This is a genomic window from Hoeflea phototrophica DFL-43 (assembly GCF_000154705.2).
GTDB classification, from domain to species: Bacteria; Pseudomonadota; Alphaproteobacteria; order Rhizobiales; family Rhizobiaceae; genus Hoeflea; species Hoeflea phototrophica.
Map to the genome: position 1 here is coordinate 644,762 of NZ_CM002917.1, position 21,787 is coordinate 666,548.

The 21,787-nt window shown below is 57.9% G+C and carries 23 protein-coding genes, 2 tRNA genes and 2 pseudogenes; 14 read left to right on the forward strand and 13 right to left on the reverse strand.

Annotation, left to right across the window (positions count from 1 at the left end):
- Window positions 1-234: 234 nt before the first annotated feature.
- From HPDFL43_RS03035 to HPDFL43_RS03050, 4 genes are read right to left on the reverse strand one after another with little or no spacing between them, the layout of a single operon-like run.
- Entirely contained in the window at window positions 235-978 is a 744-nt protein-coding gene (locus tag HPDFL43_RS03035) for a M48 family metallopeptidase (protein ID WP_007200093.1), read from the reverse strand.
- A gap of 2 nt (window positions 979-980) precedes the next feature.
- On the reverse strand, window positions 981-3,995 hold the full coding sequence (locus HPDFL43_RS03040) for a type I restriction endonuclease subunit R (RefSeq protein WP_007200094.1): 3,015 nt from the start codon (window positions 3,993-3,995) through the stop codon (window positions 981-983).
- A gap of 7 nt (window positions 3,996-4,002) precedes the next feature.
- Complete coding sequence (locus HPDFL43_RS21215; RefSeq protein ID WP_007200095.1) at window positions 4,003-5,277, reverse strand: restriction endonuclease subunit S; 1,275 nt, start codon at window positions 5,275-5,277, stop codon at window positions 4,003-4,005.
- Window positions 5,267-6,757 (reverse strand): type I restriction-modification system subunit M, encoded by a 1,491-nt coding sequence (locus HPDFL43_RS03050; protein ID WP_007200096.1) that lies wholly within the window; start codon window positions 6,755-6,757, stop codon window positions 5,267-5,269. The genes HPDFL43_RS21215 and HPDFL43_RS03050 overlap by 11 nt, the downstream gene beginning before the upstream one ends.
- Before the next feature lie 300 nt (window positions 6,758-7,057).
- Between HPDFL43_RS03050 and HPDFL43_RS03055 the strand changes: the two genes are divergently transcribed.
- The gene (locus HPDFL43_RS03055; protein WP_007200098.1) at window positions 7,058-7,891 is read left to right on the forward strand and encodes a protein NO VEIN domain-containing protein; all 834 of its coding nucleotides are present in this window, start codon (window positions 7,058-7,060) and stop codon (window positions 7,889-7,891) included.
- Between the two features lie 753 nt (window positions 7,892-8,644).
- Here HPDFL43_RS03055 and HPDFL43_RS03060 read toward each other — a convergent pair.
- Window positions 8,645-9,043 carry a hypothetical protein gene (locus tag HPDFL43_RS03060; RefSeq protein WP_007200099.1) on the reverse strand — a complete coding sequence of 133 codons (399 nt, stop codon included), beginning with the start codon at window positions 9,041-9,043 and terminating at the stop codon, window positions 8,645-8,647.
- Window positions 9,044-9,233: 190 nt separating this feature from the next.
- Between HPDFL43_RS03060 and HPDFL43_RS03065 the strand changes: the two genes are divergently transcribed.
- Complete coding sequence (locus HPDFL43_RS03065) at window positions 9,234-10,001, forward strand: helix-turn-helix domain-containing protein (RefSeq protein ID WP_156970169.1); 768 nt, start codon at window positions 9,234-9,236, stop codon at window positions 9,999-10,001.
- Window positions 10,002-10,018: 17 nt separating this feature from the next.
- On the opposite strand, the gene HPDFL43_RS03070 is transcribed toward HPDFL43_RS03065, so the two are convergent.
- Both HPDFL43_RS03070 and HPDFL43_RS03075 read right to left on the reverse strand, forming a co-directional pair.
- Window positions 10,019-11,596 (reverse strand): tyrosine-type recombinase/integrase, encoded by a 1,578-nt coding sequence (locus HPDFL43_RS03070; protein WP_084594554.1) that lies wholly within the window; start codon window positions 11,594-11,596, stop codon window positions 10,019-10,021.
- A gap of 92 nt (window positions 11,597-11,688) precedes the next feature.
- Window positions 11,689-11,763 (reverse strand) — tRNA-Thr (locus HPDFL43_RS03075).
- Between the two features lie 218 nt (window positions 11,764-11,981).
- On the opposite strand from HPDFL43_RS03075, the gene HPDFL43_RS03080 reads away from it, so the two are divergent.
- The 11 genes from HPDFL43_RS03080 to HPDFL43_RS22195 all read left to right on the forward strand — a co-directional run bounded on the left by HPDFL43_RS03080 (window position 11,982) and on the right by HPDFL43_RS22195 (window position 18,453).
- Window positions 11,982-12,197 carry a hypothetical protein gene (locus tag HPDFL43_RS03080; protein ID WP_425348822.1) on the forward strand — a complete coding sequence of 72 codons (216 nt, stop codon included), beginning with the start codon at window positions 11,982-11,984 and terminating at the stop codon, window positions 12,195-12,197.
- Between the two features lie 119 nt (window positions 12,198-12,316).
- Complete coding sequence (gene murA, locus HPDFL43_RS03085) at window positions 12,317-13,606, forward strand: UDP-N-acetylglucosamine 1-carboxyvinyltransferase (protein WP_007200103.1); 1,290 nt, start codon at window positions 12,317-12,319, stop codon at window positions 13,604-13,606.
- Between the two features lie 120 nt (window positions 13,607-13,726).
- On the forward strand, window positions 13,727-14,161 hold the full coding sequence (locus HPDFL43_RS03090; RefSeq protein ID WP_007200104.1) for a DUF2948 family protein: 435 nt from the start codon (window positions 13,727-13,729) through the stop codon (window positions 14,159-14,161).
- Window positions 14,162-14,194: 33 nt separating this feature from the next.
- Window positions 14,195-15,499: a histidinol dehydrogenase gene (gene hisD / locus HPDFL43_RS03095; protein ID WP_040448988.1), complete on the forward strand. Its 1,305-nt coding sequence runs from the start codon at window positions 14,195-14,197 to the stop codon at window positions 15,497-15,499.
- An 8-nt stretch (window positions 15,500-15,507) separates the two neighbouring features.
- On the forward strand, window positions 15,508-15,984 hold the full coding sequence (locus HPDFL43_RS03100) for a UPF0262 family protein (protein WP_007200106.1): 477 nt from the start codon (window positions 15,508-15,510) through the stop codon (window positions 15,982-15,984).
- Between the two features lie 3 nt (window positions 15,985-15,987).
- Window positions 15,988-16,443, forward strand: a complete 456-nt coding sequence (locus HPDFL43_RS03105; RefSeq protein ID WP_007200107.1) for an arsenate-mycothiol transferase ArsC — start codon at window positions 15,988-15,990, stop codon at window positions 16,441-16,443.
- Window positions 16,444-16,554: 111 nt separating this feature from the next.
- Entirely contained in the window at window positions 16,555-16,773 is a 219-nt protein-coding gene (gene infA / locus HPDFL43_RS03110; RefSeq protein ID WP_004435948.1) for a translation initiation factor IF-1, read from the forward strand.
- A gap of 21 nt (window positions 16,774-16,794) precedes the next feature.
- Window positions 16,795-17,415, forward strand: a complete 621-nt coding sequence (locus tag HPDFL43_RS03115; protein WP_007200108.1) for a Maf-like protein — start codon at window positions 16,795-16,797, stop codon at window positions 17,413-17,415.
- Between the two features lies 1 nt (window position 17,416).
- Complete coding sequence (yacG, locus tag HPDFL43_RS03120) at window positions 17,417-17,620, forward strand: DNA gyrase inhibitor YacG (protein ID WP_007200109.1); 204 nt, start codon at window positions 17,417-17,419, stop codon at window positions 17,618-17,620.
- Window positions 17,621-17,770: 150 nt separating this feature from the next.
- Window positions 17,771-17,846: transfer RNA gene (locus tag HPDFL43_RS03125), tRNA-Phe, on the forward strand.
- 229 nt (window positions 17,847-18,075) lie between these two features.
- Entirely contained in the window at window positions 18,076-18,453 is a 378-nt protein-coding gene (locus HPDFL43_RS22195; RefSeq protein WP_245271091.1) for a hypothetical protein, read from the forward strand.
- Here the strand turns inward: HPDFL43_RS22195 and HPDFL43_RS22200 are convergent.
- Window positions 18,394-18,684 (reverse strand): annotated as a pseudogene (locus tag HPDFL43_RS22200) (recombinase zinc beta ribbon domain-containing protein); the annotation flags it as partial. The gene HPDFL43_RS22195 and the pseudogene HPDFL43_RS22200 overlap by 60 nt on opposite strands.
- Between HPDFL43_RS22200 and HPDFL43_RS22205 the strand changes: the two are divergent.
- Window positions 18,598-18,924, forward strand: a complete 327-nt coding sequence (locus tag HPDFL43_RS22205; RefSeq protein WP_040448990.1) for a hypothetical protein — start codon at window positions 18,598-18,600, stop codon at window positions 18,922-18,924. The pseudogene HPDFL43_RS22200 and the gene HPDFL43_RS22205 overlap by 87 nt on opposite strands.
- A gap of 57 nt (window positions 18,925-18,981) precedes the next feature.
- On the opposite strand, the pseudogene HPDFL43_RS22210 reads toward HPDFL43_RS22205, so the two are convergent.
- The 5 genes and pseudogenes from HPDFL43_RS22210 to HPDFL43_RS03155 all read right to left on the reverse strand — a co-directional run.
- Window positions 18,982-19,317 (reverse strand): annotated as a pseudogene (locus HPDFL43_RS22210) (recombinase family protein); the annotation flags it as partial.
- A gap of 86 nt (window positions 19,318-19,403) precedes the next feature.
- The gene (locus tag HPDFL43_RS03140) at window positions 19,404-19,844 is read right to left on the reverse strand and encodes a hypothetical protein (protein WP_007200111.1); all 441 of its coding nucleotides are present in this window, start codon (window positions 19,842-19,844) and stop codon (window positions 19,404-19,406) included.
- A 181-nt stretch (window positions 19,845-20,025) separates the two neighbouring features.
- A complete protein-coding gene (locus tag HPDFL43_RS21225) occupies window positions 20,026-20,454 on the reverse strand; it encodes a hypothetical protein (RefSeq protein WP_052093148.1) in 429 nt (142 codons plus the stop codon).
- Window positions 20,455-20,574: 120 nt separating this feature from the next.
- Entirely contained in the window at window positions 20,575-21,078 is a 504-nt protein-coding gene (locus HPDFL43_RS03150; RefSeq protein ID WP_156970170.1) for a hypothetical protein, read from the reverse strand.
- On the reverse strand, window positions 21,078-21,779 hold the full coding sequence (locus HPDFL43_RS03155; protein WP_084594555.1) for a TraM recognition domain-containing protein: 702 nt from the start codon (window positions 21,777-21,779) through the stop codon (window positions 21,078-21,080). The genes HPDFL43_RS03150 and HPDFL43_RS03155 overlap by 1 nt, the downstream gene beginning before the upstream one ends.
- Window positions 21,780-21,787 lie beyond the last annotated feature (8 nt).

Below are 21,787 nucleotides of genomic sequence, written 5' to 3' on the forward strand. Positions count from 1 at the left end.
AGACGCCTAATAGAAGTTACTAGGTCGGGGACATCGCTGATTGATCATTATCCAGCTGTCTTCGGCGTTCCAGCGTCACAATCCAAGGCCTGTAGTAAGCTGGCTAGTCAGAAAAAGTTTCCAAATCCGCCCCCGACCGAACTCATCGTGCGACGAATAGGTGGCTCCCGTCCGGGCGCAAATCGAATGTGCAGGGCTTAAGGACGTTGACGCCATGGCTTTTGGGCTCCGCGTTCATAGCGAAGGCGCCACCTTCTCCCAGCCAAGCATGTGTTCGTTCTCGTCCAGCCAGGCCTTCCGCTGTTCCCAGTCCGGCAGAATCTGCCCGACCATGCTCCAGAACTCCGGTGCGTGATTGCGGTGCTTTAGGTGGCACATCTCGTGGACGACGGCGTATTCGAGCACAGGCTTCGGTGCGAAGATCAGATGCCAGTTAAGATTGATCTGCCTGTCCTGGCCGCAGCTGCCCCACATGTGCTTCTGCTCCTTGATCTGGATGCCGCGAGGTTTGAGGCCATTCGGTTCGCCATGCCGGCGGACGAAGGCCCTGGCGTCATCCCGCACGCGGCGCTTCAACCACAGGCGCAGCGCCATCTCGATCAACGCGTCGGCAGAGCCAGGCGAGAGCGCTTCCGGCTTGCGGATCTGGAACCCGTTGCGAAAGGCGACCTCGACGAGGTTGCCGTCGAAGGGCTCGATGCTCATCCTGGTCATCCGGCCGCGATAGGGGATCTTCGCTCCGGTGACAAACTGGTAGACCCTAGTCTGCGACTTCGCCCGTTCCTGCATGTGCGTGACGGTCTCAAGGATCCAGGCGCGGCGGCGTTGCAGAACCGCCTCGATCTGGCTCTCGGTCGCCGCATCCGGGACAAGCAGCTCGAATGACTTCGGCGTGACACTGAGGCTCGCCTTGCTGGCCTTTGAGGAGCGCCGGAGCGTGTATTCGATCTCGCGCTCACCGATCTGGAACACCGGCATGGCTAGTGCCCCGCGAAGTGCTTGAGCGCATAGGCCTCGACCTGGTCAGGGATTTCCCTGAGCTCGGTCAGGCCGGCCAGATGCGCCATGGCGCGGACCTGTTGACGCAGGCTCTTGCGCAGGCCGTCCTTCTCCCACCATCCGGCCGGTGCGGTCGCCGGGTCGGTGTAGAGGCCCTCCAGGCGGATCGCGAGGTCTTCCCCATCCGCGCAGGCATCGAAGTCGTTGAGGATCTGCAGGATGCCATAAGCGCCGGGCGAGAGACCGGCATCGACATACGCTTCGTCTTCCGCGGCGAGATCCCTGGCCAGCTCCTCGGCCGCCTTCAACTTGTCCGACCAGCTCAGCTGCGCGCTTTCGAGCTTCTCGAGCAGCTGGCGCAGGCGTTCAGAGAACTTGCCGTATTGGTGCGGGCTGGCATCGATCCGCTCGCTGACGGTCTTTCGGAGCTCCGTCGTCTTGCGGATCGCGGCCGTCATCAGGTCTTCGTCAGTCTTGCCGTCGGTTTCGAAGTCCTCCCAGAAATCCGGATCGGTGATGTGGCGCAGCTTGACCGTCACGCTTAAGCCGGTCGCCTCCAGATGCTGGTTCAGCATCTCGCGGATTTTCTCGCTGTAGTTCATCTGGTCGAAGGCCTGGCGCTTCTCGAAATGCTGGGTGCCGTAAAGCAGGAAGGTCGCCACCCATTTCAGATCCGCGGTGAACTCCAGAACGCTTGGATCCGGGCTCAGCGTCTCGTAGAGCGCAATGAAGCTGCGCGCCCGCGCCTTGAACTCGAACCACTTGTCCTCGCTGCCCAGGGCCTTGATGAAGGCGTCGAATTCAGCCTTCAGGCCATCCTTGTCGAATGCCTTGCGTTTGACCGGCTTCAGCATCACGGCCACCACGGCATGGGCCGTGCGCAGCTGGTTTCTGAGATCGTCGAGGTCGCGCATGGCGTTCTTCACGTCATCGGCGCGATAGCTCGCCAGCGCCTCCTCCAGGTTCGCCGAGACGCCGATGTAATCCACGATGAGGCCGTTGCGTTTCTTCCGGTCCGAGACGCGGTTGGTGCGGGCGATCGCCTGCAGCAGGCCGTGCTCCTTTAGTGGCTTGTCGAGATACATCACGCTTTCGATCGGGCAGTCGAAGCCGGTGAGCAGCTTGTCGCAGACGATGAGGAACTGCGGATCCTCGCCCTTGCGCCCGAATGCCTGCTTCACCTGCTTCTCGGCTTCGGCGTCGACATGATGCGCCTTCAGCCCGTCCCGGATCGCCTGCCTGTGCGCGTCCTCGCTCGGCTTGCCGTCTTCCTGGTTGATGGAATAGACGCAGGCCGACATGGCGTCGGCGCGCGCCAGCGCCGTCGCGACGTCCAGTCCCCCGGCTTGCAGATCCTCGGCGATTACCCGTGTCAGCGCCTGCCTGTAGAGGATCACTGCCTCGCGATCGATGGCAACGATCTGCGCCTTGAAGCCATCCGGCTGCGCATAGGCCTTGAAATGGGTCCAGATGTCATAGGCGATCAGTTCGATCCGGCGCGGGTGCCTGACCAGGTCTTCGATCCTGACCCCACGCTTCTTGATCTCGTTCAGCTTGTCGTCGTCAAATTCGGCAAACCAGGTGTCGAAAAGAATGTCGATCTTGGCTTCATCGATGTGCCAATCGGTCTTGCGGCCGGTATAATAGATCGGCACGGTCGCGCCGTCGGCCACCGCGTCGTCGATGCCGTATTTGTCGAGATAGCTTTCACCGACCACGCCGAAGTTCGCATAGGTGTTCTTGTCGTCCTTTTTCACCGGCGTGCCGGTAAAGCCGAAGAAGCGAGCCTTTGGCAGTGTCGCGCGCAAATAGGCGCCGAGGTCCTTTTCCTGGGTGCGGTGCGCCTCGTCCACCATGACGATCCAGTTCTCGGAATTCTCGACCGGCTCCTTCGATCCTTGAAACTTGAAGATGGTCGATAGCGCCGTGTGCCCGTCCTTGCCGCTGCGGATCAGTGCATGCAGATCCTTGATGCTGTCGATTGGCGTCGGGTTGGGCAGGCCACAGGCCACGAAGGTGCCGCTGATCTGCGTGTGCAGGTCCACGCGGTCTGTCAGCACCAGGATGTTGGGGTTGGTGAGCGCCTCTGAGACGATTGTCCGGTGCGTCTTCAGCTTCAACGCGGCAAAGACCATGGTCAGCGACTTGCCGCTGCCCTGGGTGTGCCAGATCAGGCCCTGGCGATGCTTGCCCTCCAGCACGCGCTCGACGATCCGGTTGACGGCGCGGAACTGCTGGTAGCGGCAGATCTTCTTGACCGTGCCGTCCTCGGTCTTCTCGAACACCACGTAATGGGCAATGAGATCGAGCAGCCGGCCCGGCTCCAGCAGACACCAGAGCCCCTTGGCAAGGCTGTCGGGGAAATCGGCATCGCTCTTCGGCCAAGGGTCGCGCCATTCGCCGAAATATTTCGAGCTCGCGCCAGTGGCGCCATAAAGCACCAGCGCCCCGTCGGTGACGATGTTGAAGACGTTGGAGAAGAACAGCCGCGGAATGTCGCGCTCATATTGCCTTATCTGCTCGAAGGCCTCGCCGGTCTTGTCCTTGATGTTGAGCGGGCTCTTAGCCTCGATCACCACCAGCGGAATGCCGTTGACATAAACCACTAGGTCCGGCCGGCGCGTGTTCTCCGCTTTTACCCTGAGCTGATGCGTGACGACAAACCGGTTGTTGCCGGGCTCAAGAAAATCGATCACCCGCAGCGTCTGCCAAGTCTCCTGGCCGGTCACCTTGCGGGCATAGTCGCCGCGCAGCACCTTGAGCCAGGTCTCGTTTTCGCTGATCGCGGCAAGCTCGCCATAGGCCGCCTCGGCGGACGGCCGGTTGATCCCGTTGATGCGCATCAGCGCCTCGATCAGGTGCGGCCGAAATAGAACCTGGTTCTCGCCATCGCGCAAACCCGCATGCTCCGCCGGTGGCACCAAGCCGTAGCCCATGGCTTGCAGATGCTCGATGGTCGGTCGCTCCGCGAAATGCCATTCAGGGCCCTGGCTCATGATGCGATCACTCCGCTGCCATGGGAAGGGTGTCGGCGACACGCTTGCGGCCAGTAAGGAGGTCGGACATCAGGTCGGATTTGAGGCTCTCCAGATTATGCAGTTTGGCTTGCTCCACCTGAAGCTCGCTTTGAAACGACTGCCATACCTGGAGGATCCGACGCTGTTCTTCTAAGCCGGGCACAGGGAATACCAGCTTCCTCAAAATGCCTGAGTTGATCGCGCTCATGATGCCGCCTTGAGCGGAAGTGGTAAATTTGCTGACGATCCATGGCGCGAAGTTCATTTGCCAGCACGCCAGCTCAGGAATGTATTTTTCATGGTGCAGGCTCATCGCCCAAATATGCTTTGATGAGACGGCCTCGCCAATATCCGGCGGAATGACGCAGCAGCGCCCCACGGTTCCCATGATCGTGATCACGACATCATTCGGATTCACGGCGAACCGTCGTAGTTGCCGAAATTTGTCTTCAGAAAGGAAGCGCTTGTAGTTGCAAACGAACTGCTCAACTTGGATGTTGTCGATCCCGAGGAACGGAACGCCAGAATCCACAAGCTCTTCGCTTTTCAGCGCACTTCCAAACGGGCCGCTACGCATCGGGTTTGTGATGTCGGCAAGGAGCTCCTCAAGCGTTGCAACCTTCCACCCCTCCGGTATCTCCCCGCTCTCGGTCTGCTTGAAGCGCGTGTGGCCGATGCCTTTGGTGAGCAGGCGTTCCATCACGCCCTGCTTGACCTTTCTGGTCTGCTCGATCACCGCCCGCGTTGCCGCAATGGCCTCATCGACGCTGGACAGGATTTCGGCGATGCGGCGCTGTTCGTGGAGTGGGGGGAGAGGAATTGAGAGCTTTCCTAAAGTCGAGAAAGAGATCGACTTACGGCGATTAACGCCACCATTTCCAAGCGCATCAAACTGACCATTCATGGCATAGAATTTGAAAAGACGAAGAATGAAGTCCGGATCCGCCTGACGTTCGTCGATCTCAAACACTGTATACATGGGGCTGATGAGCCCCACGTCGAAACGAGTGAGACGATCGATTGAGCCCTCATCGAGGTGAATCGTCGCGTAAGCAAATTGTCCCCTTCGAACGATCTTGTAGTTCTCGGTGTCTGCGCTAAACACCTTTTTCTTGAAATATTCCTCAGAAGGGACGAAGCCGTCGTATTTGGTGACGCTTAGAACCGGGATCTCATCACGGCTGCGATTTCTTGCTGACACGTCGGATGCAATGTCGCTGAAAGTGGTCGGCCTCCACCCCTCTGCCACCTCACGCGACATAACCAAGCTCCCGCAGAAAGCCCATCATCCTCGCTTCCGCCGCATCCCGCTCGGCTTGAAGCTCGATCAGCCTTTCCACTTCTGCCGCGACATCAACCTCGTCTGCCTCTTCGCCCAGATGCACATATCGGCTGATATTGAGGTTGAAATCACTCGCTTCGATTTCGCGCAACGGCACTACCCGCGCTAGCCGCTCGGCATCGGCAAAGTCGTCATAGGCTTTCGCCAGCGTTGCGACATTGGTCTCCGAAAGCAGGTTCTGGTTCTTGCCGTCTACTTTCTGCTCGGCACCGTTGACGATGAGGATCTTGCCCTTGCGCGCTTCCGGCTTCTGTTTGCGCAGGATCAGGATGCAGGCCGGAATGCCCGCGCCGTAGAATAGGTTGGGCGCAAGACCGATCACGGCCTCGACCAGGTCGTCACGGATCAGCCCCTCGCGGATCCGGCCCTCCGCGCCGCCGCGAAACAGCACGCCATGCGGCAGCACCACGCCGCAAACGCCGTCTTCCTTCAGGCTCGCCACCATGTGCTGCACGAAGGCCAGGTCGCCATAGCTCTTCGGCGGGCAGCCATAGCGGTCCCGGCCATAGGCATCGCCCTGGCTCCAGACATCATGGCCCCAGCTTTTCAGCGAAAACGGCGGGTTGGCGAGCACCCGGTCGAAGGTGCGGATCGCCTTCACGCCCTCGCCCGTCAGGTGCTTCGGCTCTAGCAGCGTATCGCCGCGCGCGACTTTCGCGTCGTCGATGTCGTGCAGGAACAGGTTCATCTGGCAGATGGCCCAGGTGTTGAGGTTCTTCTCCTGGCCGAACAGCGACAGGCTCTTCGGGTTCTTGCCCTGCCGCTCAAGGTGATGCACGGCTTCCAGCAGCATGCCGCCCGAACCGCAGGTGGGGTCGTAGATCGACATCCCCTCCTCCGGCTTCAGGCACTCGACGATCAGCCGCACCACCATTTTCGGCGTGTAGAACTCGCCGCCCTTCTTGCCGGCATCGTCAGCAAACTGCGCGATCAGATATTCATAGGCCTGGCCGAGCACATCCGGCTCGACATCGGACTTGCGCAGGCGATAGGTCTCAAAATGCTGCAGCAGCTTTTCCAGCATGGCATCGGGAAAGCGCTCCTTGTTGTTGAAATCGACATCCTGAAATACGCCACGCAGCTTCATGTTCGCGTCTTCGATGGCGCGGAAGGCGGCGTTCAGATGCGTGCCGATATCGGTGGTGTGCTTGCGCACATCCGTCCAGAAATGCCCCTTGGGGATATCGAAGCGATGCTCTTCGGGATCGGCGGCAATCTCGGCGTCGCCATAACGCTCCAGCCGCTCCTCATACTCCTCCTGCCAGACATCCGAGAGCCGCTTGAAGAACAGCAGACCGAAAATGTAGTGCTTGTAGTCGCCGGAATCGATCGATCCGCGTAAGATATCCGCCGCACGCCAGAGATGGCTCTCCAGCTGCGATAGGGTGAGTGTGGTCACGTTATGCGTTCCTCGCCATGCTTTGCGCCCACAGTATCAAATCAGAGCGCCAGGGCAATTTAGCTGGACATCTTTGAAGCGCGCAATAAGAGTCGACTGCAATCTTTCGTTTGTAGGGGTAATGGTATGAGGAACAGCACTTTGGAGCGGGCAGCCTCAGTCCTGGCGCTGGTCATCGTGGACAGCCACTCTTTTGTATACGAAAAATTGCCCCACCCCGATGTTGTTCATATGGCTCCCCCCCCCCCCCCCCCAAAAAAATGAAATGACAGCCAAATCCGTGGCCTATAACGTTCAGCAATGGCTGAGGGATCCTGGACAGATGCGGAAAACGACCTGATCGTTGCAGACTATTTCCAGATGTTGAAGCTCGACGCGGCAGGCCACCCCTATGTCAAGGCGGATCACAACCGACGTCTGCAGCAGCGGATCGGTCGTTCCCGCGGCTCGATTGAGTTCAAGTATCAAAATATCAGTGCGGTATTGATCGCGCTCGGCGAGGACTGGATACCCGGCTACAAACCAGCCGCCAGATTTCAGATGTCGCTGGTTGATGCAGTCGTGCGCTGGCAAAAGCAGAATCATGAATGGCTGGAGCGCGTTCCTGTCGCACTTTCGACATCTCAGCTGCACGAACCTGCGACACTCTGGATCGGACCACCTCCCACGATGTCCAACCAGCCCCCACCACAGGAACTTGAACAGATGCTGCACGTCGCCCGCAAATTCGACGTGGCAGGCAGGGATGAACGCAATCGCAAGCTGGGACGCGCCGGTGAACAGCTAGTTGTTGCACATGAGCAGGCCATGCTGAAGGCATCAGGTCGCCCGGACTTGGCGGAGAACGTTTGCTGGGTATCTGAAGAGGTCGGCGATGGCGCAGGCTACGACATTGCCAGTTTTGACCAGGCCGGCCAGCCAAGGCTCCTAGAGGTCAAGACCACGAATGGATGGGAACGCACCCCCTTCCACATCAGCCGCAATGAGCTTGCTGTTGCCGAGGAGCGCCGCTCACACTGGCGTCTTCTGCGCCTGTGGAACTTTTCCAGCGAGCCGAAAGCATTCGAACTCGCACCGCCGCTGGAAGCGCACGTTACCCTAATGGCCACAGCATTCCAGGCCAGCTTTGGCTGAACCGAAGGGCTGCCTAAGCAGTTGGACGTTTACATAACGCACGCTTCGGCGACGCTTATGTAAAGGCTGCATGGACTCTACCTTTACAAATACCAATTAGAAGTTGTGCGTAAACTTGTCATGAAATCCGAAATCGTTGCGGAAATGCCCTCAACGTTGTCGCTATCTTTCCCAAAAGTTTACATGAATCCATGAGTTCAGCGTTTTTCGCTGTCGGGTAAACGTTTCAGGACACGATCAGGTTGCATTGGTTGGGACGCCCCGATGTTCATGGGACTCTTTGCAACATGAAGCTGCCATCCGTGAGCTTTTCAAAGTCAGCCTGATGTCCCCGATGTGGGAACACCTTGGTTGCCAACGTCGAAAACGTATTCGCACCAGCCGAGGTCGCACAGAGAGAAAGTCTGTCAGAGTAGAGGGCTATCTGTCTTTGTGAGCGAAGGCGGCTGTCCCCACAAGCCACGACTGTTTGCCCTCTGCCAAGTGGCTGATGCATGTGGACGATCTCCTGGTGCGCAGATCCTTTCTGTCCGCTTTCATCCGGTGACCGGTAGCCTCCTTGGTCGCTTGTGATGTCGGTCAAGGGAAGGTTGCTCAGACACATCGAAGTCCTAGAAATTATGTGTCTTCGCGATGGGGATGCCTTCCGTCACCGCAAGCTTCCGGCGTCCTATCCTCCCTTACCAAGTTGGATGGAAGCCCAGTGAGCCAGCGCCCACCTGGGCGACCATGGGCCGTGAAAGGACGGCGCGATCAACCAGGCAACTTTAACAGCAGTCGAAGGCGACGACGCATCTGCGTGGTCAATTCGGGAACATTCTCGGAGTGGAATTCACGCAGAAAATCAATCCATCCGTTCTCTGCCACCGAGAGGACGTTACCGCCAAAAACATCTTCAATCGTCTTGACGAAATCAACCCCGAACCAACTGTTCATCACCAGCTTGAACAGCAGCTTCTCATCGCAGCCGAGTGCCTTGGCCAATGGCAATACCTTGTCCAGAGGAACCCTGAAGTCGCCGCGCAAAACGCCCTCCAGCACCTCCGGTCTCTGGAAACCAGAGAGCATGGCGACTTCGTTTAAGCTGTAAGGACACTCAGCCAGATTCTTTTGAATCAATGCTGAAACCGCAATCTTATGTTCTTCAATCATATCAACTCTCTTTGTTTGATCTACAAAACAAAATATAGCGTTAATATCTTGGGTCTAATCAATATCCAAATATAATTATGTATTAAGTAACCGATTACTTATTATTTATTAAAAAGGTTGTGTAGTATATTGTTTGGAAAAAATTTAATGTGTATATTAATTTGCGGTGATGCTTTCATAGGAGATGGAATTGGAAAGGAACCAATACGCCGCAACCAGAGTCGGGCAGATAATCTTCGAACATCTATCAGAATCCGGTCTGACATATACTGAACTGGCAGGGCGCATTGGTGTGAACGGCACGAAAATGAAGAACCTGTGTGCAGGACGACATTACCTTCCGCTCGAACTGATCGAACCGATTGTAGAAGCTCTTGAGATCGAGCCAGAAAACTTTACCGGAGTGGTTCTCTGCCAGTATGGCTCAGAATGCGCGGTCCAATACATTGCAAAAGTTTTCGGAGACGCAAGAAGCGCCCGGAACACATCGAGCGAGGGCGACCCACGCGACCAGAGCAATAAAGACGCGCTGCAAGAAAGTTGTATCGATCTCGAACCCGAAGCGCAGAACCTGAACCACATCCAAGGTGACGCAGAAAGCAAGTCCGGCGCGTCCCAGGTCGACATCGATTTTTGGCGAATTCTAAAGAGAGGGTTCCGAACAGGACTATCGGACAGAGGAATAGCCGTTGGCGAAAAGGATCTAATCCTAGCACTGCGTTTCATGTTGGAGGAGATCGAAACCTCCGGATTGCACGTGGTGCCATGGAAGCCAACTTCGCAGCAGCACCAAGCAATAAAGGAGGCTCTCGAAGAGAAGAAGCGCATGTCGATCCGTTGGGTCAGGACACGCACGAAACAACGCTGGCGGTATAAGGCTGCGGTCGAAGCTGCTCCGAACTGGCGTCATGGCTACGAACTAGATAAAAAAGTGGAAGAAGAAGAGCCGGGGGAGTGAACCTGCTTGGTTCCGATCTAAACCGGAAAGTCAGGCAATTTGGCGATAGCCTTCATCTTGGCTATCACCGTCACGTCGCCATAGTCGTCGCTAGCTGTTCGCCCGGCGTGGCCGGTAATGGCGTCGAGGATTCGAGTGTCGATTTCAACTTCGCGGCCTGTTGTTTTAAGGGCGTGACGCCAACCGTGGTTCGGTTGAACTTCATCAGGAACAAGATTCTCTTTCTGCAGCCATTTCGCAATTCGTCCCGATACCGTATTCGCGGGGTCTGCAGTTCGCTTACCCTTCATCGGCGGGTAGAACAGGGGCCCGTCCGGCGAGGCATCAACGAAATTGAGAAAGCCCTTTTCGACAATCTGCTTGTGCAGTGGCACGTCGCGATATTTGCGGGTCTTGACTGTCCCGGCGTCCGGCGTGATCCGTATTACGGGAATGTCGCCTTCCATCCTCACGTCGCTTTTTCGCAATTGCGTGATTTCTGAAATCCGCGCGCCGGTGAGGGCGCATATGAGCGGTGCCCACTTCTTGGCTGCGCTGGTCTGCGGTTTCTCTTCAGTCTGCGGATTGCCGGTCTGTTTCGGCACATAGGCGAGAGTGAATTTCAAGATCGCGGTAGCTTCTTCGCGGGTGAAGCCCTTCGGTCGGTTCTGCACCTTCTGCGCAACGCGTAGCTTGACGGCGCTGGCAGGGTTCTCGGACAGTTCGTCATTCGACACGGCCCAATTGAAGACGGCATTCACTGCGGCCAGGTAAACGTTTTTGACGGTCCGGGGCGAAAGCGTTTTCATCTTCGCATCCTTCCATTCAAGGATGGTCTTTTTCGTGATCTTGCGAGCGTTCGTTGTCCGGGTGAAAGCGATCAGGTCTTCGATTACCGGACGCCAGCGTTTCTCTGTTGCGGTGCCTTTTCCGTTGGCCTGGAGTTCGGCGATGTATCGCTTGAACAGGTCGCGAACCATAACCGGCGGTGCTTCCTCTTTCTCTTGTTCCGGTTCGACGCTCGCAAGCAGGGGGTGTTTTGGCTGGCCGCTAAAGTCGCCTTCGTCGCGCTCTGCCACGCGGGCAAGCGCCTCTAATTCTGAGACGCACATGGCTCGGGCCAGTGTGCGCCACTCTGCGCTTCCCTTGACGACACTTGTGTTGCCTAGACGGCGATAGCGATCAATCCGCTTTCCGATAAGCGTTTCAAGCTGATCGTCGGAGAGCCGTCCTGCGATGCCATCGCGCAACAGTTCGACTAGCCGGTCATCGACAAAGCCCATGGCATGGCGATTATCCATGTTGCGAAGTTCGGTGTCGAAGGCGAGGCGGTCGTTGTAGTTACGATAGGCGATCTGTTCGACGGGAAGGGGGTAGCGACCGGGTTCAACGGGTGCGCCGGTTGCGATCTGCGCTTCGCGTTCAGCTCGCGCGATCTGACCTTGAAGGACCGCGACGGCAGGGTGAAGCTTCGCGAGGGCAACACGACGGTCAGCACCGAGCGCTTCACGGAGTTCAGTCTTGTTGTTGAGGAATGGTCGAAGCTCTTTCGGGATCACAAGCCGGGCAAAATAGCGGCCATCGCGGTTGAGCAAATATCTGGGCTGACGAGTCATATGCAATCTTCCGTTTGTAACGAACTTTGTAACGGAAGATTGGACAGAAAGCCTTTTATTGCAAGGCCTTGAATGATTTCAATAGGATAACGTGGTGCTGCCGGAGAGATTTGAACTCTCGACCTCTCCCTTACCAAGGGAGTGCTCTACCCCTGAGCTACGGCAGCCCTGATCTTCAGTCCACTTTCGGCTCTGGGGTGGCCGATTGGGGTTCGGGGGACGCTTTCGATCTCGCCGAAGGCCTCCAAACTGCTGAAGCGGCCCGCTATTGCCATAGGTTTTGCATCAGTGCAAGCACAAACGGGCAATTGTTCAACCGAGTTTGAAATTGGCGCGGCACGGGCCAGCAAGGCGATCTGTTGGCGGCCTTCACCTGCGGCTTCATTTGCGCTATTTCGCTTCCATCATGACCGGTGACACGCCCTCGACCAGGAAAACCGAAGCCCAACGTCAGGCAGAGCGCAAGGCGCAACGCCTGGCCGAGCAGCTTCGCGCCAATCTCCAGCGGCGCAAAGCCCAGCACCGCGCCCGCCGGGAGGGAGAGGCTGACGAGACCGATGGCCTGCCGGTAGTCACGGATGATCCCAAATCTGCGGATTAACCGGACCTGCGTCCTCTTGTTGCCGCATTCTTTGAGATGGTCTAAACACCGCGCAGGAATTTCTCAGGACCTGCCTGCACCCTCGATGCAGGCCCGGATCAAAACCCCAAGAGGACAGCATGGATCGCATCAGGATCGTTGGCGGAAACCCGCTCAATGGCGTTATTCCGATTTCCGGCGCGAAAAACGCGGCTCTGCCGCTGATGATCGCCTCGCTCTTGACCGACGACACGTTGACTTTGGAAAATCTTCCGCATCTGGCCGATGTCGAGCAGCTGCAGCGGATTCTCGGCAATCATGGTGTGGACATCAGCGTTGTCGGCCGGCGCGAACGCCAGGGTGAAGCCTACGCCAGAACGGTTCATTTCACTGCCCGCACCATTGTCGACACCACCGCACCGTATGAGCTGGTCTCGAAGATGCGCGCCAGCTTCTGGGTGATTGGGCCGTTGCTTGCCCGCATGGGTGAAGCACGGGTTTCATTGCCCGGCGGCTGTGCCATCGGCACCCGCCCGGTCGATCTCTTTATCGACGGGCTTGAACATCTGGGCGCCGAGATCGAGATCGAGAACGGCTACATCAACGCCCGTGCGCCCAGGGGTCTGATCGGCGGACGCTACGTGTTTCCCAAGGTCTCGGTCGGCGCCACCCATGTTTTGATGATGGCCGCGACGCTCGCCAAGGGCCAGACCGTGATCGAGAATGCCGCACAGGAGCCCGAGGTCGCCGATCTGGCCAAATGCCTGATCGCCATGGGCGCGAAAATCTCGGGCGCGGGGACGTCGACCCTGGTGATTGACGGCGTGGCGTCTTTGTCCGGTGCACGCCACAAGGTGCTGCCGGACCGCATCGAGACCGGAACCTATGCGATGGCCGTGGCCATGACCGGCGGCGACGTGCTGTTGGAAAACACCTCGATGGATCTTCTCCAGAATGCGCTGCTGGCAGTCAGCCGCGCCGGTGTCGAGATCTCGCCGGAAGGCGATGGCATCCGCGTCAGGCGCAACGGCGGTGATATATTGCCGGTCGATGTGACCACCGATCCGTTCCCGGGGTTCCCGACCGATCTGCAGGCGCAATTCATGGGTCTGATGACTCGTGCCAACGGTGTGTCGCACATCACTGAAACGATCTTCGAAAACCGCTTCATGCATGTGCAGGAGCTCGCCCGCCTCGGTGCCAGGATATCGCTGTCGGGTCAGACGGCAACGGTGACAGGCGTCCCCACGCTGCACGGCGCACCCGTGATGGCGACGGACCTGCGCGCGTCGGTGTCTCTGGTGATCGCCGGGCTTGCGGCGGAAGGCGAAACCACCGTCAACCGGGTCTATCACCTCGATCGCGGTTTCGAGCGGCTCGAGGAGAAGCTCACCAATTGCGGCGCGGTGGTCGAACGCATCAGCGGCTGATCGGGCAGCAATCGCCAGCTGCCTCTTTCGCCGCATTGCGCATTGGCCCGGCCATACTTACTTTGCAATGCAACAGGCGATGATGCCTGAAGGCCGAAAACAGCACATTCCGAGGATAAAATGGACAGTCTTAAACTGATCGCGCTTGACGAAACGGATCTGGCTGTCATTTCCGCCTGTCTGCAGGACGCCGTTTTCAAAACCGGTGACACCGCATTCCATGGCAAGGATCGCAGCTTCACGCTCGAGGCCAACCGCTTCGTCTGGGAAGAGCGCTCCGGCAAGACATTCGAGCGGCGGCGCGCGGTTCTGGTGATGAAGCAGGTGGGGTCGGTCCGCTCACGCGGGGTTGATCTCAAGGACACAGACACGGTGCATTCGCTGCTCGCGGTGCGCTTTGTCCCGGGAGCGGAAGCACCGGCGGGCGCGATCGAGCTGGTGTTGTCCGGCGGGGCGGCGATCCAGCTCGAGGTTGATTGTATCGAAGTGCAACTCGCCGATGTCGGCGGCGGGTGGGAAACCAAGTTCCGGCCGCGCCACCCGGTCAGCGGCTGAGACCATCAAGACCGGAATTGAAGGGGCAGGACAGTGGTATTGAGGCTAGATTACCGGCAGGCGGATTTCGAGACCCGTTTTGCCGCATTCCTGACCACCAAGCGCGAGGTTTCCGAGGACGTCGAGACAGATGTGCGCGCCATCATCAAGGAGGTCCGCGCGCGTGGGGACGAGGCATTGCACGAGTTCAGCCTGCGCTTTGACGGGCTCGACACACGCGCAACGGGCCTTGCTGTTCGGTCCGAAGAGATTGACGCCGCTTTTTCGGCGACCGACCCGGATGTGATCGCCGCGCTGCAGCTCGCCCATGACCGCATCTCAAGCCACCATGCAAGGCAGATGCCGCGCGATGACCGCTACACCGATGCGCTCGGCGTCGAGCTGGGCTCCCGCTGGACGGCGATCGAGGCGGTCGGCCTTTATGTGCCCGGAGGCACCGCCAGCTATCCGAGCTCGGTGCTGATGAATGCGGTCCCGGCCAAGGTGGCCGGTGTCGAACGCATCGTCATGGTGGTGCCGGCCCGCGACGGTGCACTCAACCCGGTGGTGCTGGCAGCTGCAAAGATTGCCGGTGTCACCGAAATCTACCGCATCGGTGGCGCCCAGGCGATTGCAGCCCTTGCCTATGGCACTCAAACCATCAAGCCCGTGGCCAAGATCATGGGCCCTGGCAACGCATGGGTGGCCGCTGCAAAGCGCCAGGTCTTTGGCACCGTTGGCATCGACATGATCGCCGGACCTTCCGAGGTTCTTGTGATGGCGGATCCGGACAACAACCCGGACTGGATCGCAGCGGATCTCCTGGCTCAGTCGGAGCACGACATCGGTGCGCAATCGATCCTGATGACCACTGACGAAGCCTTTGGCGACGCCGTCGTGGAGGCCGTCGAGCGCCAGCTTTCAACGCTGAGCCGGGCGGACACTGCGCGCAAGAGCTGGGCCGATTTCGGCGCGGTCATCCTGGTCCCGGACTGGGATACCTCGATCCCGCTGGCCGACCGCATCGCTGCCGAACATCTCGAGATCGCCACGCTGAACGCCGAAGAACTTGCCGGGCGCATTCGCAATGCCGGCGCGATTTTCATCGGTGCCCACACGCCCGAAGTGATCGGCGATTATGTCGGCGGATCCAACCATGTGCTTCCCACCGCACGCTCGGCGCGGTTTTCCTCCGGCCTCTCGGTGCTCGACTATGTCAAGCGCACATCGGTGCTCAAGCTCGGGCCGGAGCAGTTGCAGTCCCTGGGTTCGGCTGCCATAACATTGGCGCGCGCCGAAGGGCTTGATGCCCATGCGCGCTCGGTATCGATACGGATGAATCGCCGGGAGGGGAGTTAACAGGGCGCATGACCACGGCGGACACGCAAAGGCTCTCGGACGTCGTTCTCGACGAGACTATCGGGCGTGCGACGCCCGATGTGGAGCATGAGCGCGCTGTCGCCATCTTCGACCTGATCGAGGAGAACAGCTTTGAGCCGGTGGGTCATGACAAGGGCCCTTACAAGCTCAAACTGTCGCTTGTTGATTCAAAACTGGTGTTCTCTATTTCCAGTCAGGGTGACGAGGCAATCGCCACGCACATTCTCTCGCTGACGCCGTTCCGGCGCATCGTGAAGGACTACTTCATGATCTGCGAGAGCTACTATGAGGCGATCCGTTCTTCGACGCCGAGCCAGATCGAGGCCATCGATATGGGGCGGCGCGGGATCCACAATGAAGGATCCCAGACCTTGATGGACAGGCTGGAGGGAAAGATCAAAATGGATTTCGACACCGCGCGGCGGCTGTTCACGCTGGTCTGCGTGCTGCACTGGCGCGGCTAGAGCGTGGCGGGCCCGGCCTCTGTCTCCGGCAACAGCGCACCCGGCGCGGTGCTGTTCGTGTGCGGCATGAACGCCATTCGCTCGCCCATGGCCGAAGCCATTGCCCGATCGCTGCTCCCGCCGGGCACCTATGTCGCCTCGGCCGGTGTCAGGCCCGGTGAGCGCGATCCCTTTGTCGACACCGTGCTTGACGAGATCGGTTTGAGTCTGGGCAACCGCCAGCCGCAAACGCTTGATGAGCTGGAAGACGATTACTTCGACCTGATCGTCACTCTGGCGCCCGAGGCCCATCACCAGGCGTTGGAACTCACCCGCAGCAACGCCGTTGACGTGGTCTACTGGCCGACGCCGGACCCGACTGTCGCCACGGGCACCCGCGAGCGCATACTTGACGCCTATCGCGAGGTGCGCGACATGCTCATGAACAAGATCCGGCAGCGACTGGCCGGACCAGGCTGAACTGCATTCAATCTATTGTGTTCACAAATCCGGAGTCTTTGTGTAGGTTCCGGCAAAATTCGGGGCCTGTGCATTCTGCGCCGCCCTATTTGAAAGAAAGACAGACACTGAATGGCGAAAGAAGAAGTCCTTGAATTTCCCGGCGTGGTCACTGAACTGCTGCCGAATGCAACCTTTAGGGTCAAGCTCGAGAACGAGCATGAAATCATCGCGCACACTGCGGGACGGATGCGCAAGAACCGTATCCGCGTGCTGGCCGGTGACAAGGTGCTCGTCGAGATGACGCCTTACGACCTGACCAAGGGCCGCATCACCTATCGCTTCAAGTAGGCGAGGGTGTGACGCCATCCCATGGTCCGCTCGCAAAAACTGATCCTAGCCTCCGGTTCGCCGCGCCGGCTTGAGTTGCTTGCCCAGGCCGGCATCACGCCTGACCGGCTGATGCCGATGGACCTCGACGAGACCCCGCAGCGCTCCGAACATCCGCGCTCGCTGGCGAGAAGGCTGTCACGCGAGAAGGCGGAAGCGGCCCTTGCGGCAACCCGTGACGACCCTGCCTGGCGCGGCGCCCATATTCTCGCCGCCGACACCGTGGTCGCTGTCGGCCGCCGTATCCTGCCCAAGGCCGAATTGATCGACGAGGCGTCCAACGCGCTCTACCTGCTTTCGGGCCGCAATCACCGGGTGTTCACCGGCGTTTGCCTTGTCACGCCCGACCGCACCATACGCCAGAAGATCATCGAGACCCGGGTTCGCTTCAAGCGCCTCTCCAGCACCGAGATCGAGAGCTATCTGGCTTCAGGCGAATGGCGCGGCAAGGCCGGCGGCTATGCCATTCAGGGCCTGGCGGGCAGCTTCGTGGTCAAGCTTGTCGGCTCCTACACCAATGTCGTTGGCCTGCCGCTTTACGAGAGCGTCGCCCTGCTCACAGGCGAAGGGTATGATGTTCACTTCAAATGGCTGGAGGGCTGAGATGGTCGGAGACGCCAAGGTGACCCCGCTTCGCAAGACCCAACCGTGCCCCGAGTGCAAGCGGCCCTCGACCCGCGAGAGCTATCCCTTCTGTTCCGAGCGGTGCAGGAATATCGATCTCAACCGCTGGCTGGGAGGAAGCTACGCGATCCCGGTCACCGAGGTCGAGGACAACCATGACGAGGATTTCGACGACCGCGGCTGAGCCGCGCGCAGAGTTTTTGCCCGGCTGTCAAAAAAGCGTCAAAAGGATGCTGGACAGGACCTTTCAAGATGCTATAACGCGCTCGCTTTCGACGGGAAATTTCCCGCCGGTCAAGCGCCTCGAGGCCGCGGCAGCGCGCTCGGGATCAGTGCCCGGATAGCTCAGTTGGTAGAGCAGCGGATTGAAAATCCGCGTGTCGGTGGTTCAAATCCGCCTCCGGGCACCATTTTACACTTTGAGGTGTCAAAACCACTTAAGGCCTTGAAAGGTAAGGTGGTTTTTGGAGTTCTAAACCCCTCATTTCGGCAGTATGCCAAACCTTCCGAAAACGCCAATCTCAGCGTCAATTTTTGCAAGGCAAGATTGCCGCTTTCCCATATTTTACAAGGGCTTGCGAGGAATGTTAGCGCGAGTTCTAAAATCTGGTGTGGGGTGGCCTTGGATTTAGCTCCATTTTGCAGCCGATCCTGAGCTTGCAGACGCTCTTTTTCCAGAGATTCGATTTTCCGTTCCAGCGACTTTGCTGTGATGTCGCTATCGATACTCACAAAGCGATCCGTTGCAGCATCAATTTTTTTCTCAATGGATACGATCTGCTTTCGCAGCTCAGCACGCATGTCTTCCATGCGGGCGTTCTGGTTTGCCCAGGCTTGTTTGACCATGGCCGCAATCATGCGCACCACGGGCGCTGCCGGACGCATAGAGGACAGGAGCGCCTCGAAGTCCCCTTCAAGCTGATCGCGCTTGATGGACTTGCCATAGCTGCCACAGGCCTTGTTGTGGCAGAGATAATAGGCATAGCGCTTGCCCGTGCCGGATTTCGACCAGCATGAGGTGAGCGGCTTCTCACAATCCCCGCATGTTACAAACCCGCGCAGTGGAAAATCCTCCCGAATGTCTTTGCGGGCAGGCGCATAAGCGGCGGAGTGCCGTCGCGCCTTGATCTTCTCATACGTCTCCAGAGAAATCAGCGGCTCATGAAGGGCTTTGCGAAACGGCACATCCCAGATCTTGGATTCCAGATAGCCCGCATAGAGCGGCTGGCTGAGCAAATCCGAAACCACCTGCGGCCTGACTTTGCCGTTGGGTTTGCGGCGCATGAAGGCAGGCTGGTCTTCCAAAAAGCGCTGGACTTCGGCTTGGATCACGAAACGGCCAGAGGCATACCCTTCAAGCGCTTCAGTGACGATGGAGGCAACGGGTTCGTCACGCACCAAAAGCCCGCCTTCCGTTCTGCTGCGAATATATTTGTAGCCGATGGGGGCATGGAACGTCCAATAGCCCTTCATAAGCCGCGCCCATGAGCGATTGCGCGTGGTTTCTGCGATTTTTTCACGATAGTACTGAGCGCCAAGCGCCTGAATGCCTTCATAGTAGTTCCCGTCCGCATCACGGGCGTGCTTGAACTTCATGGTCGGGCTTTCGAGCAGCGCGCCGGTTTTGTGGATGGCATCGCGCAAATCAAAAAAGACGCGGACATCGCGCGCGAGGCGGCTAATGTCATCAATGATCACGACATAGCGGGTGTCTTTTGGCACTTGCCGTAAAAAGCGCAGCATGTCCTGCACATCCGGGCGGTCGAGGATTTTGCCCGAGATCGCCTGATCAGAAAAGACTTTGACCACCGGAATACCCAAGTGCCGCGCATATTCGCGGCCTCTGGTTTCCTGGCTATCAAGGCCCGAAGCCCCAATCATCTGGGAGCGATCCGAGACGCGGGTATAAACAACCGCTTGATAGGTCACGCTGGCATCGCTGTAATCAATATCGTTGTTTTGGAAATTCACGTCTCGCTCCTTTCCGATTGCGTATCATTTTGAGTATGGGGTGGCGTGGCTTCGGCTTGATCGGCAATGATCAGTTCTTCGATCAGAACAGGATCGATAGCGGCATCATTTTCGAACGTTTCAGAAGCAAAATCGCGCGCAACTGCCTTCAGGGCGCGGAGCGTATCGTCAGTGCGGCGATTATCCTGAACGCTGGTGATGGGGTGAACCCCAAAACCCAGATCGATGAATTGAACGATAATCGCCCAAAGTGCTTCGATCAATTCGCGCTTTTGAGCCTCCGGGATGTCATAGTCATCCAGAAAGCTCTGATAGTACTCGGCATCAATGCCGAGGCTCGGCTTTGCGGGCGCAGGAGCTACGCTGGTCTTTTGTGTTTCGTTTGCCGCCGCAAAGGTGTCGGCGATGTCTGTGTGCGGTGGTGTCCTTTGTGTCATGGTTTGGGTATCTTTCCGTTTTTAATTGTCAGCTTGAATCCATGGGCTCATCTCTCCTTTCCTTGAGTGAGGGGCGGTTTTTGCTGCATGTCTGAGATGATCCCAGAATAGCAAAACCGCTTATCCTCATTCAAAGCTTTCGTGGTTTTCCGCGCGCCCAAAGCGTGGATAACCTTGAAGGTTATTGTTCGAGTTCCGGCTGGCTTTGATCTTGGCCATGCTGCGGACTTTGTGCAGAACCTTGACGGTTTTGCGCCGTGTCGTTCATCAGCATGTCGCGCTGTTCGGACAGGCTTTGAGAGCCCTTGTGCCCGTTTTGCGGATCGCTGTTCTGCGAACGCTCCTGTTTTCTCAGGCGATCTACGGCGTGATAGGCTTGATCAGCCAAACGTCGGACTTTCAATATATCCGTGCCCGAGAAGGATTGCGTCTCTGCAATCTGGCCTGTCTGCGGATCGGTATAGATGCGCGCGAAGGTCACATTGTAGAAGGGACGGCCTTCTTTGCTGACATTGCGGAAGATGGATGCTTTAACAGCGCCGTCATTGAAACGCTCAACTGGGGCGTTGCCGCTGCCACCTGTTTGATGGTCTTGGGGTGTGTTTGCCATGATGTTTTCCTTTTCTGTTAGAGTTGGCAAAAGGGGAAGACGATATCACAAAAAGAACAAAATAGGAACAAAAACCTATAGTGTGTTGATTTAGAACGAGAGTTCTGCATGCGATTGTATTTACCGTTCCGGTTCGTTCATCTGGCGCTCATGCGTGTGATCTGGCTGATAAGATCTTGCTTGTGCCATCGCGGCGTCACGCTGCTCTGCCAGCCATGCGGTTTTGAAGGTGGTTTCATTGACCGGGCGAGCGATACGCTCTGGTGGACGCAAGGCGGGTTTGGGTTGGTCTTTTCCAACCATGGCCGAGCCACGTCCCTCACTGCGCTCTCCTGAACTCTGCTCGCCAGAGCCTTGTTCTGTTTGATCACGCTCACCATGAGCAGGCTTGTCGGGATGTCGAGGCGCTTGCGATTTAAGCTGCGCCTCATGCTGCACGCTTTCTTGCCTGCGCTGTGCTTCGGGCTTTTGCAGATGAAGGCGCATTTCCTCGCGCTCAGGATCAGCCTCACGCTGATAATCGCGCTTCAACTGGGGCAATGCCGCAAGCACATCGGCAGACATCCAAGGCCCATCGTAATGCTGCGCTACACTGCCGGAATTATGTGGAACTGGTTTACCCATCACAGACCTCCCACGAGCGAACCAGCAAGCCGATGCAGGATGTTGGTGTAGAGATAGAGATAGCCGAGCGCGAAAATCCACCACAGGGAGCAGAGCGCAGCCAGCGCCTTGAAGATCATGGCGCGGCGCTCCAGACGGCGTTTGCGTATGGCCGGATCAACGCACAAATGGCGATGGAACGTTCGTTTCCAAAACCGCTTGAGTGTTAAGGCAATGCGTTTCAGCGGCCAATTCGGACTGGCCTTGAACCAGGTCTGTACGGGTTGGAGAAAAGGCTTGCCGTGAAAGGGATTGATTTCCGCGACATCGCGGATCGGATCAATTGCCGCGTATGCTGCCACATCCACCTGTAGGGGAAAGTTGCCCCTTAAAAACAGGAGCCCCTTTTTCGTACGGCGTATTTCATCGGCATCAAAGACCGGTTTGCCGTCTTCTGAAAAACTTGCGCGTGAGAACCCATCCTCAGCATAGGCCGTGTTGCCGCTTTTGTTTTCCGCGACATAGGAGGTGCGACCGGCGAACTTCTCCAGAAGGCTCAGGACCGAAGAGCCGCGTTGCCCCGGCAACGCCAACACGATCTCACAATTATTCCAGAGGGTTTCGAATGAGCCTTTGCCGTAGGTCTTCTCAAACGCGGTATCGTTTTGTAGCACGAAGATATTGGCAACGCCGTACCCCCTTGAATATGAAATATGTCCCATTGCGGGGC

Bases quoted from the DNA above. Each gene is read 5' to 3' on its own strand.
- HPDFL43_RS03060 (WP_007200099.1), bottom strand. From the start codon at position 9,043: ATGATTGAAGAACATAAGATTGCGGTTTCAGCATTGATTCAAAAGAAT.
- HPDFL43_RS03115 (WP_007200108.1), top strand. From the start codon at position 16,795: ATGGTCCGCTCGCAAAAACTGATCCTAGCCTCCGGTTCGCCGCGCCGG.
- HPDFL43_RS03090 (WP_007200104.1), top strand. From the start codon at position 13,727: ATGGACAGTCTTAAACTGATCGCGCTTGACGAAACGGATCTGGCTGTC.
- HPDFL43_RS03055 (WP_007200098.1), top strand. From the start codon at position 7,058: ATGGCTGAGGGATCCTGGACAGATGCGGAAAACGACCTGATCGTTGCA.
- HPDFL43_RS03035 (WP_007200093.1), bottom strand. From the start codon at position 978: ATGCCGGTGTTCCAGATCGGTGAGCGCGAGATCGAATACACGCTCCGG.
- HPDFL43_RS03040 (WP_007200094.1), bottom strand. From the start codon at position 3,995: ATGAGCCAGGGCCCTGAATGGCATTTCGCGGAGCGACCGACCATCGAG.
- HPDFL43_RS21225 (WP_052093148.1), bottom strand. From the start codon at position 20,454: ATGGCAAACACACCCCAAGACCATCAAACAGGTGGCAGCGGCAACGCC.
- yacG (WP_007200109.1), top strand. From the start codon at position 17,417: ATGGTCGGAGACGCCAAGGTGACCCCGCTTCGCAAGACCCAACCGTGC.
- HPDFL43_RS22205 (WP_040448990.1), top strand. From the start codon at position 18,598: ATGAAGGGCTTTGCGAAACGGCACATCCCAGATCTTGGATTCCAGATA.
- infA (WP_004435948.1), top strand. From the start codon at position 16,555: ATGGCGAAAGAAGAAGTCCTTGAATTTCCCGGCGTGGTCACTGAACTG.
- murA (WP_007200103.1), top strand. From the start codon at position 12,317: ATGGATCGCATCAGGATCGTTGGCGGAAACCCGCTCAATGGCGTTATT.
- HPDFL43_RS03100 (WP_007200106.1), top strand. From the start codon at position 15,508: ATGACCACGGCGGACACGCAAAGGCTCTCGGACGTCGTTCTCGACGAG.
- HPDFL43_RS21215 (WP_007200095.1), bottom strand. From the start codon at position 5,277: ATGTCGCGTGAGGTGGCAGAGGGGTGGAGGCCGACCACTTTCAGCGAC.
- HPDFL43_RS03140 (WP_007200111.1), bottom strand. From the start codon at position 19,844: ATGACACAAAGGACACCACCGCACACAGACATCGCCGACACCTTTGCG.
- HPDFL43_RS03155 (WP_084594555.1), bottom strand. From the start codon at position 21,779: ATGGGACATATTTCATATTCAAGGGGGTACGGCGTTGCCAATATCTTC.
- HPDFL43_RS03150 (WP_156970170.1), bottom strand. From the start codon at position 21,078: ATGGGTAAACCAGTTCCACATAATTCCGGCAGTGTAGCGCAGCATTAC.
- HPDFL43_RS03070 (WP_084594554.1), bottom strand. From the start codon at position 11,596: ATGACTCGTCAGCCCAGATATTTGCTCAACCGCGATGGCCGCTATTTT.